At 41.6% G+C, this 17,711-nt stretch carries 15 protein-coding genes, 1 tRNA gene and 1 other annotated feature; all 16 genes read left to right on the top strand.

Going from position 1 to position 17,711, the window contains the following annotated elements; genetic code table 11:
• The first annotated feature begins 122 nt into the window (after window positions 1-122).
• The 16 genes from JOC77_RS06645 to clpX all read left to right on the top strand — a co-directional run bounded on the left by JOC77_RS06645 (window position 123) and on the right by clpX (window position 17,267).
• Window positions 123-1,175, top strand: a complete 1,053-nt coding sequence (locus tag JOC77_RS06645) for a GerMN domain-containing protein (RefSeq protein WP_204540570.1) — start codon at window positions 123-125, stop codon at window positions 1,173-1,175.
• A gap of 116 nt (window positions 1,176-1,291) precedes the next feature.
• Entirely contained in the window at window positions 1,292-2,035 is a 744-nt protein-coding gene (rph, locus tag JOC77_RS06640) for a ribonuclease PH (protein WP_204540566.1), read from the top strand.
• Between the two features lie 6 nt (window positions 2,036-2,041).
• Entirely contained in the window at window positions 2,042-2,650 is a 609-nt protein-coding gene (locus JOC77_RS06635; protein WP_204540563.1) for an XTP/dITP diphosphatase, read from the top strand.
• Entirely contained in the window at window positions 2,650-3,159 is a 510-nt protein-coding gene (locus JOC77_RS06630) for a metallophosphoesterase (RefSeq protein ID WP_204540687.1), read from the top strand. Before JOC77_RS06635 ends, JOC77_RS06630 begins: the two co-directional genes overlap by 1 nt.
• A gap of 309 nt (window positions 3,160-3,468) precedes the next feature.
• Window positions 3,469-3,542 (top strand) — tRNA-Arg (locus JOC77_RS06625).
• Between the two features lie 206 nt (window positions 3,543-3,748).
• Window positions 3,749-4,075: a hypothetical protein gene (locus JOC77_RS06620; RefSeq protein ID WP_204540560.1), complete on the top strand. Its 327-nt coding sequence runs from the start codon at window positions 3,749-3,751 to the stop codon at window positions 4,073-4,075.
• 389 nt (window positions 4,076-4,464) lie between these two features.
• Window positions 4,465-4,722, top strand: a binding site (T-box leader).
• Window positions 4,723-4,808: 86 nt separating this feature from the next.
• A complete protein-coding gene (gene ilvB, locus JOC77_RS06615; protein WP_204540558.1) occupies window positions 4,809-6,518 on the top strand; it encodes an acetolactate synthase large subunit in 1,710 nt (569 codons plus the stop codon).
• Between the two features lie 3 nt (window positions 6,519-6,521).
• Entirely contained in the window at window positions 6,522-7,040 is a 519-nt protein-coding gene (gene ilvN, locus JOC77_RS06610) for an acetolactate synthase small subunit (RefSeq protein ID WP_204540555.1), read from the top strand.
• A 42-nt stretch (window positions 7,041-7,082) separates the two neighbouring features.
• A complete protein-coding gene (gene ilvC / locus JOC77_RS06605) occupies window positions 7,083-8,120 on the top strand; it encodes a ketol-acid reductoisomerase (protein WP_204540552.1) in 1,038 nt (345 codons plus the stop codon).
• Complete coding sequence (locus JOC77_RS06600) at window positions 8,107-9,642, top strand: 2-isopropylmalate synthase (protein WP_239558632.1); 1,536 nt, start codon at window positions 8,107-8,109, stop codon at window positions 9,640-9,642. Before ilvC ends, JOC77_RS06600 begins: the two co-directional genes overlap by 14 nt.
• Before the next feature lie 24 nt (window positions 9,643-9,666).
• Window positions 9,667-10,779, top strand: coding sequence for a 3-isopropylmalate dehydrogenase (leuB, locus tag JOC77_RS06595; protein ID WP_204540549.1), 1,113 nt, complete (start codon window positions 9,667-9,669; stop codon window positions 10,777-10,779).
• 110 nt (window positions 10,780-10,889) lie between these two features.
• Window positions 10,890-12,317: a 3-isopropylmalate dehydratase large subunit gene (gene leuC, locus JOC77_RS06590; protein WP_204540546.1), complete on the top strand. Its 1,428-nt coding sequence runs from the start codon at window positions 10,890-10,892 to the stop codon at window positions 12,315-12,317.
• Window positions 12,318-12,338: 21 nt separating this feature from the next.
• Window positions 12,339-12,926 (top strand): 3-isopropylmalate dehydratase small subunit, encoded by a 588-nt coding sequence (gene leuD / locus JOC77_RS06585; RefSeq protein WP_204540543.1) that lies wholly within the window; start codon window positions 12,339-12,341, stop codon window positions 12,924-12,926.
• A 187-nt stretch (window positions 12,927-13,113) separates the two neighbouring features.
• Window positions 13,114-14,145 carry a tetratricopeptide repeat protein gene (locus JOC77_RS06580; protein WP_204540541.1) on the top strand — a complete coding sequence of 344 codons (1,032 nt, stop codon included), beginning with the start codon at window positions 13,114-13,116 and terminating at the stop codon, window positions 14,143-14,145.
• Between the two features lie 156 nt (window positions 14,146-14,301).
• Window positions 14,302-15,585 (top strand): trigger factor, encoded by a 1,284-nt coding sequence (gene tig / locus JOC77_RS06575; RefSeq protein WP_204540538.1) that lies wholly within the window; start codon window positions 14,302-14,304, stop codon window positions 15,583-15,585.
• Between the two features lie 413 nt (window positions 15,586-15,998).
• Window positions 15,999-17,267: an ATP-dependent protease ATP-binding subunit ClpX gene (clpX, locus tag JOC77_RS06570; RefSeq protein ID WP_204540535.1), complete on the top strand. Its 1,269-nt coding sequence runs from the start codon at window positions 15,999-16,001 to the stop codon at window positions 17,265-17,267.
• Window positions 17,268-17,711: the final 444 nt, after the last annotated feature.

Below are 17,711 nucleotides of genomic sequence, written 5' to 3'. Positions count from 1 at the left end.
AATGCGTGAGACATTTATTATCCTAAAGGCATTTGTTTGTCCAAAATTAATTTTTAACAGCGGTCTATTTTAAAAGCGGGCTCGTATAAATAGTAGTACAAACTGTCTTTGGAGGGATTGAAATGTCTAAAAATGCAAAAAAAGCAATTTGCTTCACGGTTCTTGCTTCCTCTGTTATGCTTTCAGGCTGCGGTCTATTAGGCGGGGGGGATAAGAAAATAGATCCACCGCAGGACGTAACATATCTAAAGGATGCTTCCGGTTTGAAAGAAAAAAGCAAGGCTCCAGCTAAAGAGGCTAAAGCAGAAATTAAGACAGAACTGTATCTAATAGATAAAAATGGATATGTTGTACCGCAGACACTACAGCTGCCTTCTTCTGAAGGAGTCGCAAAACAAGCGCTGGAGTATCTTGTTTCGGAAGGTCCTGTACAGGAACTGCTGCCCAATGGATTTAGAGCAGTCCTGCCCGCTGATACCAAGGTAGACTTAAATATTAATAAAGATGGAGTCGCCACAGCTGATTTTTCAAATGAATTCAAAAACTATAAGGCTGCTGATGAAAAGAAGATTCTTCAGTCTATAACCTGGACCCTTACACAGTTTGATTCTATCAAGAAGGTAAATATTAGAATGAATGGAAAAGTGTTAACTCAAATGCCGGTTAATCATACTCCCATTACTAAGAATTTGACAAGAACTGTGGGAATTAATCTGGATACTTCAGGCATCACTGACATTTCAAACACAAAGGCTATTACGGTCTATTATCTAGGCGGTGAGGAAGGTGAGTATTATTATGTGCCTGTTACCCGCAGAATAACAGATACCAAGGCAGATCCTGTCACTGCTGCGGTTAATGAATTGATTAAAGGACCAGCGTTTGCGTCCAAGTTGATTTCTGAATTTGTACCGGAAATAGCTTTGCTAGACAGTCCGAAAGTAGATGAAGGAAAGGTTACTTTAAACTTCAATAAGTCTGTTCTGAACAGTACTAAAAATAATCAAATTTCCAGCTATCTGCTCGATTCATTAGTACTTTCGCTGACCGAACAAAAAGAGATTAAAAGCGTTGAGGTATTGGTAGACGGCAAAGAAAAACTTACGACTGATAATGGAAAAACTCTTACAGCGCCCGTAACTAGACCGGAAAAAGTGAACACAGGAAGTTTTTAAAAGTGCTTTTTTTGATATACTATATAATATAAGGCAGAGAGGCGGGACTCATTCCGCCTCTTATTTTGTGAATTACACGCACTACGTAAAAGGCATAATTCCAGGAGGCACAAATTGTGAGAATAGATGGAAGAAAAAGTAATGAACTGAGACCTATACATATAGAAAAGAATTATATCATGCACCCAGAAGGCTCTGTGCTTATTTCCGTTGGAAATACGAAAGTCATTTGCTCAGCAAGCATAGAGGAACGAGTTCCTCCTTTTTTACGGAACCAGGGAAAAGGGTGGGTTAATGCAGAATATTCCATGCTTCCGCGCGCAACTGAACAGCGGAATATCCGTGAGTCTTCGAAAGGAAAAGTCACAGGAAGAACGATGGAAATCCAAAGACTTATTGGCCGGGCATTACGGGCAGTCGTAAGCTTAGAGGCATTAGGAGAAAGAACAATCTGGATAGACTGCGATGTTATTCAGGCAGATGGAGGAACAAGAACAGCATCAATTACTGGTGCATTCGTAGCCATGGCTCTTGCTGTTCATAAGATTTATACCGATAAAAAGCTGCCTGTATTTCCGATTAAAGAGTTTTTGGCAGCAACCAGCGCCGGCATTATTGCTGGCGATCAAGTTGTGTTAGACTTGAACTATCACGAAGATTCTTCCGCATCAGTGGACATGAATGTGATCATGACTGGAAAAGGAGAGTTTGTCGAATTACAGGGAACCGGCGAAGAAGCGACATTTACCTATGATCAGCTGCAAACGATTCTTGGTATTGCCCGTGAAGGCATTGAAAACCTGATTGGCATACAGCGGGAGGCATTAGGTGAAATAGCAGGTAAAATCGGTAAAGGGTGAAGAACGGTGAAAACAGTATTAATTGCTACGAAAAATAAAGGAAAAGCAAGAGAGTTTGAAAGTTTGTTTGCTTTAAAAGGATACAAGGTGCTTACTCTGCTAGATGTTCCGGAGGCTCCGGATGTAGAAGAAACAGGATCCAGTTTTGAAGAGAATGCAGTCATTAAGGCAGAGACGATTTCCAGCCAGGCAGGGCATTTTGTAATCGCAGATGATTCAGGGCTTATTGTGGACGCGCTAGATGGAAGACCTGGAATTTATTCAGCAAGGTATGCCGGAGAGGAAAAAAGTGACAAAGCTAACCTTGAAAAAGTTCTGGCTGAGCTGAAAGATGTTCCGGAAGCTAAAAGGACAGCCCGATTTTATTGTTCACTGGCACTTGCCTCTCCTAATCAGGAAACGATAACCGTTTCAGGAAGCGTTGAGGGCATCATTTTGGACGAGCCCCGGGGAGAAAATGGCTTTGGGTATGATTCGGTATTTCTTGTGAAAGATTTAGGAAAGTCAATGGCTGAGCTTACATCTGACGAAAAGAATCAAATCAGCCACCGAGCTCAAGCTTTAAAGAAATTAGAGAGCCTTCTTGATACCTTTTTAGAAAGAGAAAAATTATGATGAAAGCTATGATCATAAGCGACAGTCATGGATTGACTGAGGAGCTTATCATCCTGAAAAAAAAGCATACGGATGTGGATGTATGTATCCACTGCGGCGACTCGGAGCTGGATATTAGCCATGAGTCCCTGGCGTCATTTGAACTAGTGAGGGGAAACTGTGACTTTGATCCGCAATTTCCGAATGCGATAACTAAAGAATTATTAGGTTTAAGGTTCTTTATTACGCATGGACATTTATATAATGTAAAAATGACATTAATGAATCTAGCGTACAAGGCTGAAGAAGAACAGGCTGAAATCGTCTGCTTCGGGCATTCCCACATAGCTGGGTCAGAAATGATCGGAGGCAGGCTGTTTATTAACCCTGGGAGCATTCGGCTGCCAAAAGGAATACATGAAAAAACTTATGTATTGCTAGAAGTACAGAATCGCGAAATAAAGGTGCAATTTTACAGCCTTGAAGGAAATTTATTAAAAAGTTTAAGTAAAACTTATCATTTGGAATAGAGTTGTGTATAATAAATCAGGGAGAAAACATAAAGAAAATATTTTCTCCCTCATTTTTTTAAAAAAGAGTGTTGACTTTTGATTGCTATGGCACTATAATAAAAAATGTCCTCAAGAAAAGCAGAGAAAAATTTAACAAGAAATTTTACATTTAAAATGCCCCAGTAGCTCAGCTGAATAGAGCACGATCGAGTTAGCTTCGAAGGGATACCACAGCGCACATGCCGAGACGCTGCTTGCATAAGCATTCTGAGGCAGGGGCGAGAAAAACAAAGTTTGACAGCATATCTTATATTAACTTCTAATAATGTCCCAGTAGCTCAGCTGGATAGAGCATACGCCTTCTAAGCGTACGGTCGGGAGTTCGAATCTCTCCTGGGACGCTAACTAAAAAGAGCAGATATACCGCCCGGTATATCTGCTCTTTTTTTTGTATGTAGATGCATTTCAGGCAGATCAAGATCCCTTCGGTAAATATATGTAAAGCATCACAAGCTACATGACTTTACGTTTAAATTCACACATTAAGATAGGAATTTAACTTGTGACCACCGAGTAATTCCAAAAAAGTGCCTGGAGGGATAAAGTTATGAATTCAAACAGCATTCAAATGATTAATCAATGCCGCCAGATCGCCAGTCAACTTATGCAGCAAACTCAGCAAAGCAATCAGTTGTACAGCCAAATGCTTCGCCAGGAACAGCAGAATGCTCAAATGCTGCAGCAGCTGGCTACACGTGAACAGCAGGCAGCTCGTAACCTGCAGCAGTCTATGCATGCTCATGAAATTGCATTACAAGGATGTCAGCAGGTTTTGAATATGTGTAATCAGCTGCAGCAGGAAATGACTGGACAAACATCTATGGCAGGTTCTAACTTCCAAACAAGACCAGGTACATTATCACAATTACAGTAATAAAAAGTTTAAAGTAAGAAAGGGGAAGGCGTATCGCCTTCCCCTTTCTTACTTTGTTAAGACTTAATCATTCGAAGAGCATTACAACAATTATTAACCGGTATCAAATTCTAAATAATTATCCTTACCATTCCTCCTAAGGACTTCTCTTCTTACACAAACATGAAAAAAAATTTAAAAAATCTTTTATTTTTTAAAATCCCTACGTATCAATTATGTAAGCGGATACAATTATTTATACTAGTCTAAATAATCTAAAAATTTAAAAAATAGGGATTGACTACATTTGGAAGAGGGCGTAATATAATCACAAATATAACTTGGTCAGCCAACTTAAAAGGCTGCCCAAATATTTACCAGAATGTTGAAAATAAACATACAAAAAAATATGGAACGCGTAGATGAGGATAAGTAGTCATGAGTGAAAGCAGGTACAGAGAGCCGGGTAGCTGGGAGCCGGCACTGCTCTTTTGATGAACTCACCTCAGAGCTTCAGCTTGAAAGATCATATCCAAGTAGAGCTGGACGGGTAATAGCCATTACCCGTTACCAAAAACCGGAGCTTAGCTTCCGAAAAGTGCGCACGTTTTGTCTGTGCGAATTAGGGTGGTACCGTGGATAGGGATTTATGCCTTTTCACCCCTTTATTCTTCTGTGGAGAACCAGGAGAGTGAGTGGTGGAAAGGCTTTTTATTTTTTAAAATAGATTTTTGATTAGGAGGAAGGAGTAGGGATGCAAAAAACGGCTCTTGCGGAACGTAAAGGCGATGCACTTATGAAAAGCGGTGCGGACATACTTATGGACAGCTTGAAGAAAGAAAGCGTTGAAGTTATTTTCGGATATCCAGGGGGAGCAGTTCTTCCCATTTATGACAGCCTCTACGATGCAGGGATCCCTCATATTTTAGCCAGGCATGAACAGGGAGCAATTCATGCAGCTGAAGGGTATGCAAGGATCACCGGAAAGCCAGGAGTCGTGATCGCAACTTCGGGTCCGGGTGCAACTAATATTGTAACAGGCCTGGCAGATGCATTAATAGATTCCATTCCGCTTGTAGTGTTGACCGGGCAGGTTGCCACAGGAGTCATTGGAACTGATGCATTTCAAGAAGCTGACGTTTTGGGGATTACTACTCCGATTACTAAACATAATTACCAGGTTAGAAATCCAAAAGATTTTCCAAGGATCATTAAGGAAGCCTTTTATATTGCATCAAGTGGAAGACCGGGTCCTGTTTTAATAGATGTTCCTAAAGATATGGCTGTTCTGGCAGCGGAAGTGGATGAAGACCCGGTTGTAAATCTTCCTGGCTATCAGCCTAAACTTACCCCTAATTATCTGCAGATCAAGAAACTGGGTGAAGAGATCGCAAAAGCGAAAAGACCGTTGATCCTTGCAGGTGCCGGTGTTCTTATCTCTAAAGCACATGAGGAGCTAAAAACCTTTGCCGAGCAGCAGCACATCCCAGTTGTACATACACTTCTTGGCCTCGGCGGGTTCCCGGCGAATCATCCCCTTTTTATTGGGATGGCTGGAATGCATGGCGTATATGCAGCAAATATGGCTTTATCAAAGTGTGATTTACTCATAAACATTGGAGCAAGATTTGATGACAGGCTGACAGGGAATTTAAATCACTTTGCTCCTCTGGCAGCAGTGGCTCATATCGATATTGACCCGGTAGAAATTGGGAAGAACGTTCCTACCCAGATCCCGATTGTCGGAGATGCAAAAGAAGCTCTTGAAATGCTGATCGAACAAAATAGTGAAAAAGCAGAATCAGAGGAATGGATCAAACAGTTACATGACTGGAACAAAGAGTTCCCTTTGAAGTATGAACGGGTGGAGGACCGCTTAAAACCCCAATATGTTCTAGAGCTTCTGCATCAAGAAACAAAGGGTGAAGCTGTTATAACAACAGATGTAGGGCAGCATCAGATGTGGGCAGCTCAGTATTACGGGTTTAATAAACCTCATGCATGGGTTACTTCCGGAGGACTAGGCACCATGGGGTTCGGGCTTCCTGCTGCAATTGGAGCTCAGCTTGCTAAACCAGACGCAGTGGTCGCCTCAATCGTAGGAGACGGAGGTTTTCAGATGACCCTTCAAGAACTGGGGGTTATTGCTGAATTAGGACTTCCGATCAAGATTATTATCATTAATAATCATGCACTTGGAATGGTTAGACAATGGCAGCAGACTTTCTATAATGAACGTTATTCCCATAGCCTGCTCCATTCTCAGCCATCCTTTGTAAAACTGGCAGAAGCCTATGGAATCCGAGCTTTCGAAATCCATACAGAACAAGAAGCCAAGGAAAAAATGAAAGAAGCGTTTGCCCTAAATGAACCAGTGCTCTTAGACTTCCGCGTAGAGCAGGGAGAAAATGTCTACCCAATGGTAGCGCCTGGGAAAGGTCTTCATGAAATGGAGGGAGTGTAAGGAATGAAGGGAATTATTACACTTACAGTCATGAATAGACCGGGAGTATTAAACAGAATCACCAATTTATTTTCAAAAAGAAGCTATAACATTGAAAGCATTACCGTTGGCAGCTCTGAGCAGCCAGATATCTCAAGAATTACAGTTGTCGTACAGGTTGAGAATGACAAAGAGCTGGAACAGATCACAAAACAGCTTAATAAGCAGATCGACATTATTAAGGTTATGAATATCACGAACCAGGCGATCGTTGCAAGAGAGCTGGCATTAGTTAAAGTGACGGCCGCAACACAGACAAGGAGTGAAATATATTCGCTGATTGAGCCTTTTAGAGGATCAGTTGTCGACATAAGCAAGGACAGCCTGGTGATTCAAATAACAGGTGAGGCTGAAAAAATTGAAGCGTTTATTGAGCTTTTGAGACCTTATGGAATTAAAGAGCTCACGCGGACAGGAACGACTGCCTTTCTGAGAGGAACCCAGAAAACACAGGGAACAGCTAAAAATTTTTCAATTGTCTAACTCATACCAATAAAAATAGAAGATTAAAGGAGAGAATTAAAAATGGCAAAGGTTTATTACAATGGGGATGCTAATCAACAATATTTTAATCATAAGAAGGTTGCGGTAATCGGCTACGGATCACAAGGACATGCACATGCACAGAACCTCCGTGACAGCGGAGTTGAGGTTGTGGTCGGGCTTAGGGAAGGCAGGTCTTGGAATAACGCCGTAAATGATGGCTTTTCTGTATACAATGTCAAGGAAGCAGCAGAACAGGCTGATGTGATTATGATTCTTCTGCCGGATGAAAGGCAGACAGCGGTTTACAACGAAGAAATTGCGCCCGTTCTCCGCCAAGGGCACGCACTTATGTTTGCCCACGGATTTAATGTTCACTTCAATCAAATCGTACCGCCGGCGGATGTAGACGTACTTCTGGTAGCGCCAAAGGGGCCGGGGCATCTTGTCCGCAGAACCTTTGAACAGGGAGCAGGCGTGCCGGCACTGTTTGCCATTCATCAGGACGTAACCGGAGATGCTAGAGAGCTGGCCCTTGCTTACGCATATGGAATCGGATCGCTCCGTGCGGGAGGCCTTGAAACAACATTTAAGGAAGAAACGGAAACCGACTTATTCGGAGAACAGGCAGTTCTTTGCGGAGGATTAACCTCACTCGTAAAAGCGGGCTTTGAAACCTTGACAGAAGCTGGATATCAGCCAGAACTCGCCTATTTTGAATGTCTGCATGAATTGAAATTGATTGTTGACCTGATGTATGAAGGCGGCCTTGAAGGAATGAGATACTCGATTTCTGATACAGCACAGTGGGGAGACTTTGTTTCTGGCCCTAGAGTCGTAAATGAAGAAGTTAAGAAAGAGATGAAAAGGGTTTTGACCGATATTCAGCAGGGCCAGTTTGCAAAAGGATGGATTTTAGAAAATCAGGCGAACCGCCCAGTCTTTAATGCCATCAACGAAAGCGAGAAAGAACATCCAATTGAAAAAGTAGGCCGTGAGCTCCGTGCGATGATGCCTTTCGTAAATCAGAATACAAAGCAAGCAGAAAAGAAAGAAGTGGCTGCACTTGCGAAAAATTAAAATATTTGACACTACACTTAGGGATGGAGAACAGTCAGCCGGAGTCAATCTGAATTTTTCAGAAAAAATAGAAATATCTAAACAACTGGAAAAACTGGGAGTGGATATCATTGAAGCTGGATTCCCTGCAGCTTCAAAGGGTGACTTTGCTTCTGTCGCTGAAATCGCGAAGACTGTGCGGAATTCATCAGTGACAGGATTGGCTAGATCCGTTCAGGGGGATATGGATGCTGCCTGGGAGGCGCTAAAGGATGGTGCAGAGCCCCGGATCCATGTTTTTCTGGCTACATCACCGATTCACAGGCAGTATAAATTAAAGCAGACAAAAGAACAAGTAGTAGAAACAGCAGTCAGCGCTGTAAAATATGCAGCCTCTAGATTTCCTATTGTGCAATGGTCTGCAGAAGATGCGTGCCGTACAGAATTGGATTATTTAGCCCATATTGTTGAGCAGGTGATCCGCGCAGGAGCGAAAATAATTAATATCCCAGATACAGTGGGTTATATTACTCCGATAGAGTATGGGAATATTTTTCAATATTTAAGAGAACATGTACCTTCCATTGAAAAAGTACAGCTCTCAGCCCACTGCCATGATGATCTCGGTATGGCTATAGCCAATTCACTTGCGGCGGTTGAAGCAGGAGCCAATCAAATAGAAGGAACGATCAACGGCATAGGAGAACGGGCAGGCAATGCCGCCTTAGAAGCTGTAGCTGTAGCGCTGTATACAAGAGGGGACCATTACCAGGCAGCAACACGCCTTAACCTAAATGAAATTAAAAGAACGAGTGACTTGGTAAGCAAGCTGACAGGAATGATTATTCCTCCTAACAAAGCAATTGTAGGACGAAATGCTTTCGCCCATGAATCTGGGATCCATCAGGACGGAGTATTAAAAGAGAAATCAACGTATGAAATTATTTCTCCGGACTTAGTAGGAGTAAGTGAAAACTCAATGGTTTTAGGAAAGCATTCAGGAAGGCATGCATTTCGGAACAGACTCCAGGAGCTTGCACTGTCGGTTTCTGAAGAGGAAGCAAACAAACTATTTGTTACCTTTAAAGCACTTGCTGATAAGAAAAAGGAAATGACGGATGAAGATCTGGTGGCGCTCGTCCTTGAAGAAACATTATCCGAGGGAGAGAACTTCCTCCAGCTGAATTCTATTCAGGTCCAATATGGTACAAACCAGGTTCCGACGGCAACGGTCACACTAAAAGGCTTCCAAAATGAAAACATACAGGAAGCGGCAACAGGAGCAGGAAGCATTGAAGCTTTATATAACACATTGGAAAAATGTGTCGATGGAGAGGTAAACCTGCTGGATTACCGAATTCAATCTGTTGGTGCCGGAAGAGATGCTTTAGCACAGGTATATGTGAAGATGAGATACCAGGATCAAGCAACAAGCGGACGAGGTTTAGCCCAGGACGTCCTGGAAGCTTCAGCAAAGGCTTATTTAAATGCCGTGAACCGAGTGGTTTATATGAACGAAAAAACGGCCGTATTGAACGCATAAAATTACAGAGAGGGGCTGGCATATATGCAAAAGAAGATTGCTGTATTACCTGGTGACGGAATTGGAACAGAAGTGACAAGAGGGGCTGTGGAGATTTTAAAAGCTGTAGCTGACAGATACGGCCATGACTTTCAATTTGAATATGGCTTGATCGGCGGAACGGCGATAGACCAAACCGGCAATCCATTGCCAGAGGATACAATCTCTCTCTGCAAGGATAGCGATGCCGTTCTGCTAGGAGCGGTCGGCGGCCCGAAATGGGATAGCAATCCCTCTCATTTGAGGCCTGAAAAGGGTCTGTTGGGCATACGAAAGCAGTTAAACTTATATGCTAACCTTAGACCCATATCCTTTTATGCCAGTTTAAGCGAAGCTTCCCCTTTACGTAAGGAAATCATTCAAGATGCTGATTTTATGATCGTAAGAGAATTAACGGGCGGCCTTTATTTCGGAAAGCCAAGCGGCAGAACTATGGAATCTGGACAAGAAACAGTCGTGGATACTCTTCTATACCATAGATACGAGATTAAGAGAATTATTGAATTAGCCTTTTCGCTTGCCGAGCAAAGAAGAGGGAAGGTAACCTCTGTTGACAAAGCGAATGTATTGGAATCGAGCAAATTGTGGAGAGAAGTTGCCGAAGAGGTTTCGAAGGATTACCCGAATGTGGCTTTAGAGCATATGCTTGTTGATAATGCAGCCATGCAGCTGATCCGAAATCCAAGGCAGTTTGATGTTGTCGTAACGGAGAATATGTTTGGAGATATATTAAGTGACGAAGCATCCGTTCTTACTGGATCTCTGGGAATGCTTCCTTCTGCAAGCATTTCTTCGAAAGGCCCTAATTTATATGAGCCTATTCACGGTTCAGCTCCAGATATTGCAGGCCAAAACAAAGCAAATCCTATTGCAGCTATTTTGTCCGCTGCCTCCATGCTGCGTAATAGTTTCGGACTGGAGCAGGAGGCCCAGGCAGTTGAGGCAGCTGTGGAAGCTGTTTTGGAAGCCGGGTTTAGAACGGCAGATCTTTCAGGAAGTGGAACAAACACTTTATCGACTGAGCAGATGGCTGAAGAAATTAAAATTTCCATGCTTGGACATGAAGCCATTACACAGATAATGGGAGCATATGCGTAATTGTTGATTCTAGTGTGAGGCATATTTTCCTAAGTTTTCAGCGGGAGGTATGCCTTTTTCAGTACAGGGGAAGGGCTTAACCCTGACTCATGAACGAGAGGAAGGATAATATGGGGAAATCAATCATTCAAAAAATATGGAGTTCCCACCAGGTGGTGCAGGAAGAAAATAAACCTGATTTACTTTATATTGATCTTCATTATATCCATGAAGTTACTTCCCCGCAGGCCTTTGAGGGATTGAGATTAAAGGAGCGAAGTGTGCGCAGGCCTGATCGCACATTTGCTACGATGGACCACAATGTTCCGACTTATAACCGCTATTTTATCCAGGATGAAACAGCGAGAAACCAGCTGGATGCGCTGGCTAAGAACTGCAAGGAGTTCGGAATCAGGCTGGCTGACTTAGATAGTGAAGAACAGGGAATAGTGCATGTGATCGGTCCTGAACTAGGTCTTACAAACCCTGGTATGACGATTGTCTGCGGAGACAGCCACACATCAACTCACGGAGCTTTTGGTGCTCTCGCATTTGGAATTGGGACAAGTGAAGTTGAGCATGTACTTGCGACACAGACTCTCTGGCAGACAAGACCTAAAACATTGAAACTGCAGATTAATGGCACTCTTCAAGATGGGGTAACGGCTAAAGATTTGATTTTATACATTATATCTAAATTTGGCGTAACCTTTGGAACGGGATATGTAATTGAATATTGCGGAGATGTCATATCCTCCATGAGTATGGAAGAACGAATGACTGTATGCAATATGTCTATTGAAGGCGGAGCCCGGGCAGGCCTTGTCAGCCCGGATGAAACGACTTTCTCCTATTTAAAAGGAAGAAAATACGTACCGGCGGGTATTGAATTTGAAAGAGAAGCAGACAGATGGAGAAGCTTTGCCAGTGACCCTGACGCAGAATATGATAAAGAACTGGTGATTGAAGGATCAGAGATTTCCCCAATGGTAAGCTGGGGCACTAATCCGGGCATGTGCAGTCCTGTCGATGAAAATATTCCCACACTGGAGGCAGCAAAATCTTCTAGTGATAAAAAGTCTCTTGCCTCAGCTCTTCAATACATGGGGCTGCATGAGGGAATGGAAATAGAAGCGATACCTGTTCAGCATGTATTCATAGGTTCATGTACTAATTCTAGAATGGAAGATCTACGTGCAGCAGCCCAATGGGTCAAAGGCAAAAAAGTGAAAGACGGTGTAAGGGCAATTGTCGTTCCCGGCTCTCAAAATATTAAAAAACTTGCAGAAGCAGAAAGCCTCCATCTAATCTTTACACAAGCAGGTTTTGAGTGGAGAGATTCCGGCTGCAGTATGTGCTTAAGCATGAACCCGGATTATGTTCCTTCAGGTGAACATTGTGCCTCCACTTCAAACCGCAATTTCGAAGGAAGGCAGGGAGCGGGTGCCAGGACACACCTTGTCAGCCCTGTAATGGCAGCTGCCGCAGCAGTATATGGGAGATTTGTAGATATAAGAAAAGAAGAGTATTCACGGACTGAAGCCGTAAATTCGTATTGAATATGATATAGGAGAGATTTTATGAAACCTATAACGATCGTAACAGGAAAAGCAGCGATTCTTGATCGAGCAAACGTGGATACAGATCAAATCATCCCCAAGCAATTTTTAAAAAGAATCGAACGAACAGGATTTGGACAATTTTTATTTTATAATTGGCGCTTTGATGAACAAGGAGCCGAAAGGGATGATTTTGAGCTGAATCACCCCCAAAATAAAGGTGCTTCAATCCTGATTGCTGGTGAAAACTTTGGCTGCGGTTCGTCTCGGGAGCATGCTCCATGGTCGCTGCTCGATTATGGATTCAACATTATTATCGCTCCATCCTTCGCCGATATTTTTTATCAAAACTGCTTTAAAAATGGGATTCTTCCAATTAAATTAACTCATGAAGAAACAGCGTTGTTAATGTCTGTATGTACGGATGGAAAGCAGGAGATAACAGTTGATTTACCAAACCAGCTTGTAAAGGCCGGAGATGGATTCAGAACAGAGTTCGATATCCACCCGTATTGGAAAGAGCTTTTGGTTAACGGCTGGGATGAAATATCTATCACACTGCGTTATGATTCAAAGATCGAAGCATTTGAAAAAGCTTCAGGCATATAAAACGAACAGGATCCCTTCGAAAGAAGGGATCCCTTTTCATATGTTTAAAATAGAATCTAATAGGAAAAGATCCCTTAGCCTTATTAGTAAAATATTATTTCTAGAACCTGTAAATTTTTGTTTTTACAAACATTACATGCTACACTGATTCACAATAAAACGATAAACGTCTAAGGCGGTTTCACTTATGAGAGGTAAAAATAAAAAGGCTGAAAGGGATCGAAAGGTTATTCCTTTTCCAGGGTTAGCAAACCGGTTAATTGAGCTGGGTCTGGATGCTTTAAGAGAGAAAGAATTTAAAGAAGCAGCGAAACACTTCAGTCAAGCAAGAGAGCTTGATCCTGATCATCCAGAACTGAATATAGGGTTAGTTGTGTCATGGGTAGAGCTCGGAAATTACAGAGAAGCAAAGGCTTTATGCAGAGAGCTGCTTTTAAAGGGTATCGGAGACTACTTCCAGGTGGTAAACATCTATTTAATGATTCTTCTGAACCTAAATGAACACCAAGAAATGATTCATACCATAAAAGCACTGCTTGAAGAAAAACAAGTTCCTCCTGATAAAGAAGAACACTTTTATAAAATGCTTGAATTTTGTGAGAGGTCACTTGAAGAGACTGAAATCCAAGATGTCATTACGGAACAGGATGAAGCGGTGCTGACAGAGGAAATAGATTTCCTTGCTCAAAAACCTGAGCAGGAGCAGCTGCTTTTGATTTCGCAGCTGGCACATGCCAATATACGTCCATATTTAAGGGAAGTGCAGGGATTTCTGCGCAATCCGGATGCCCATCCTTTCTTAAAAACATTATTGATTAACATTTTGAAAGAACAGTCCGTTCACGAAGAAACAGAGATTCAAAAGTTTAGCAGGAGCATGAAGGTGAATCCGGAACACCTGCCTGATGTGATGCACACTGACTTTTTGATTCACACCTTAGACGAGCTGGAGTCTAGGCTTTCACATGAGAATCCGACCCTTATGGAATTTGCACAGAGTCTGATTGAACGGCATAATTTTCTGTTGTACCCTTTTGAGCCGTCAGAACAAGGCTTTCACGATTGGGCGGCAGCTTACCATTTTCTAATAGCGGAGTATCAAGGTGAATCAGCCCCCTTAGCTCATTTGGCAGAGAAATATTCCGGAGATCCTGATAACATAAATACCATAATAAAAAGGATCAGAGAGTTTGAAGAAATTTCTTATCCTATTATTTAAGCTATCGCTGTTGAAAGAAAGATAACCTATGTTATAATATAATGGTTGTAATCAGGCTTTATAGGGCCTTGTTTAGGATGACTTGTAAATAAAAAGACTTTATATTCATCCAGATGTTAATAAAGTTAGTAATATAGATTTTTTGGAGGGAACTGCATGTCTGTAAAATGGGAAAAATTAGAAGGGAACCGCGGTGTTCTTACAGTTGAATTAGATTCAGCGAAAGTAACCGAAGGTCTTGACGCTGCATTTAAAAAAGTTGTAAAACAAATCAACGTTCCAGGATTCCGTAAAGGAAAGATGCCTCGCCAAATGTTTGAAAAACGTTTTGGTGTAGAATCTTTATATCAGGATGCTATTGACTATCTTCTTCCAGAAGCATATAGCAGCGCTGTTGAAGAAGCAGGAATCGAGCCAATCGACCGTCCTGAAATTGATGTAGATCAATTTGAAAAAGGAAAAGAATTTATCTTTAAAGCAACTGTTACTGTAAAGCCTGAAGTTAAACTAGGCGAATACAAAGGCCTTGAAGTGGATAAATTTGATACTGACGTTACTGATGAAGAAGTTGACAATGAAATCAAAGGTCTTCAAGAGCGCCAGGCTGAGCTTGTTGTAAAAGAAGAAGGACAAGCTGAAAACGGTGATACAGTAGTGATCGATTTTGAAGGTTTCGTTGATAATGAAGCTTTTGAAGGCGGAAAAGGTGAAAACTACTCTCTTGAATTAGGATCAGGTTCTTTCATTCCAGGGTTTGAAGAGCAATTAGTTGGTATTGAAACAGGAGCTGAAAAGGACGTAGAAGTTACTTTCCCTGAAGAGTACCATGCGGCTGAGCTTGCTGGAAAACCAGCTGTTTTCAAAGTAAAGGTTCACGAAATTAAAGCTAAACAGCTTCCAGAATTAGATGACGAATTTGCTAAAGACGTAGACGAAGAAGTTGAAACATTAGCTGAGCTAAGAGAAAAAACAAAAACTCGTCTAGCTGAAAGCAAAAAGCATGAAGCAGAACATCATGTCCGCGATACTGTAGTTGAAAAGGCTGCTGAAAATGCTGAGGTCGAAGTTCCTCAAGTGATGATTAACAGCGAAGTAGACCGCATGATGAGCGAGTTTGATCAGCGTCTTCAAATGCAGGGTATGAACCTTGAAATGTACTTCCAATTCTCTGGTCAAGACGAAGAAGCTCTTCGCGGCCAAATGACTGAAGAAGCACAAAAACGAGTTCGCGTTAACTTGACTCTTGAAGCGATCGGCAAAGCTGAAAACTTCGAAGTATCAGAAGATGAAGTAAATGAAGAGCTTAGCAAAATGGCTGAAATGTACAATATGGATGTTGAAAGCATTAAGCAGGCTCTTGGAAGTCTTGAAGGAGTTAAGGGTGACCTTAAAAACCGTAAAGCAATTGACTTCTTAGTAGAAAACAGCAAAACAGTTTAATTTCCATAACTGCAAGGCACGACTTACTCGTGCCTTGTTTTATACTATCCACACATTACATAATCGATTTTCATTACATATTGGTCCTTGGGTTTAGAATTGATTTTTTGCCCGAATCAGTGTAGATTAATTCTAATAATGCATATACATATTACAATCTAACTATTGCCGGTTTGAAATTGCCTAGTTTGGAAATGCTTGTAAAGGGCAATATACATATTAAAGTTTATTGGCTCTTTCGGCCATGCCAGTTTAAGGGCTGAGCATTTTTATTTCTTCTTTAGATGCAAAGTATGATAATATTTACTTTACATAGAGAAAAATGCTGATAGCAAATGTAGACCCTTTTCCTGAGTATAGTTGATGCATCTGAGCTTTTTTTGAGGGATAGTATTTAAAGGGGTGAAATTTTCATGTTTAAATTTAACGATGAAAAAGGACAGCTGAAATGTTCTTTTTGCGGCAAAACTCAAGAACAGGTTCGTAAGCTGGTTGCTGGGCCTGGAGTATATATCTGTGACGAGTGTATAGAATTATGTACGGAAATCGTGGAAGAGGAGCTCGGAACGGAAGAAGAAGTTGAGTTCAAGGACGTTCCAAAGCCAAAAGAAATCCGTGAGATCTTAGATGAATATGTAATCGGGCAGGAGCAGGCAAAGAAATCTCTTGCAGTTGCCGTTTACAATCACTATAAACGAATCAATTCTAATAGCAAAATTGATGATGTAGAGCTTTCAAAAAGTAATATCTGTTTAATCGGGCCGACAGGAAGCGGTAAAACCCTTCTTGCTCAAACCCTTGCAAGATTATTAAACGTACCTTTTGCTATAGCTGACGCTACTTCTTTGACTGAGGCTGGTTATGTAGGTGAGGATGTTGAAAATATTCTCTTAAAGCTGATCCAGGCTGCAGATTATGATGTGGAAAAAGCGGAAAAAGGAATCATTTACATCGATGAAATTGATAAGGTAGCAAGGAAATCTGAAAATCCATCTATTACACGTGATGTTTCAGGTGAAGGTGTTCAGCAGGCCCTGCTTAAAATTCTTGAGGGCACGACTGCAAGCGTACCACCTCAAGGCGGACGCAAACATCCGCATCAGGAATTCATCCAGATTGACACTACAAATATCCTGTTTATATGCGGCGGTGCATTTGATGGCATCGAGCCGATTATTAAACGCCGTTTAGGGCAAAAAGTAATCGGTTTTGGAGGAGACCAGAAAAAAGAAGATGTAGACCAAAAATCTCTTCTTACAAAGGTCCTTCCAGAAGATATGCTGAAGTTTGGACTAATTCCAGAATTTATTGGCCGTCTGCCAGTAATCGCTACATTGGAACAGCTTGATGAAGCAGCACTTATTGAAATTCTTACCAAGCCAAAAAATGCGCTGGTTAAGCAATATCAAAAAATGCTTGAGCTTGATAATGTAGATCTAGAATTCGAGCCAGAAGCATTAAACGAAATTTCTAAGAAAGCAATTGAGCGCAAAACAGGTGCCCGTGGTCTTCGGTCTATCATCGAAGGCATCATGCTTGAAGTAATGTTTGATCTGCCGTCCCGTGATGATATCGATAAATGCATCATTACAGCAGAAACCATTACTGAAAACAAGCCGCCTAAATTGCTTCTTACAGACGGAACACTTGTAACAGGAAAAGAAAAGAAAACTTCTGCATAATCAGAAACCTTTATGAAAGAGACAAGCTCTTTTAGGGTCTAAATAGCAGCTGCCGGCTAATTCGAGTCGGCGGCTTTTTTGTTGGTTATCATTAATAAGCTGAGGCAGGGTACGAGTGCTTAGGTCTGTTCCAAGTGATGATATGTGAATCCTGCAAAAATCTTAAAAATCCTGCAATTGTTCCGAGAATCCTTCAATAATCTCAAAAATCCTGCATAAATCTCAAAAATCCTTCAATAATCTCCAAAATCCTGCATAAGTTCCAAAACTCTCGCAGAAGACCAAATACAGTAAAAATCTGCGGTCCCCAGGCCAGAACTAGACTTACACTAAGTGAAAAACTGCGGCAAAATCTCTCCTTTCATAAGTGATCCGCCCGCACCTGCATTTTTACGAAATTCACTCCTTCACAATTTCCCTGAAATTTCAGATAATAGAATAAAT

The organism is Peribacillus deserti (genome assembly GCF_016909175.1).
Taxonomy (GTDB): domain Bacteria; phylum Bacillota; class Bacilli; order Bacillales; family DSM-1321; genus Paraperibacillus; species Paraperibacillus deserti.
Note: the sequence above shows the minus strand (reverse complement) of the source record. Positions and strands in the feature narration are given on the sequence as shown.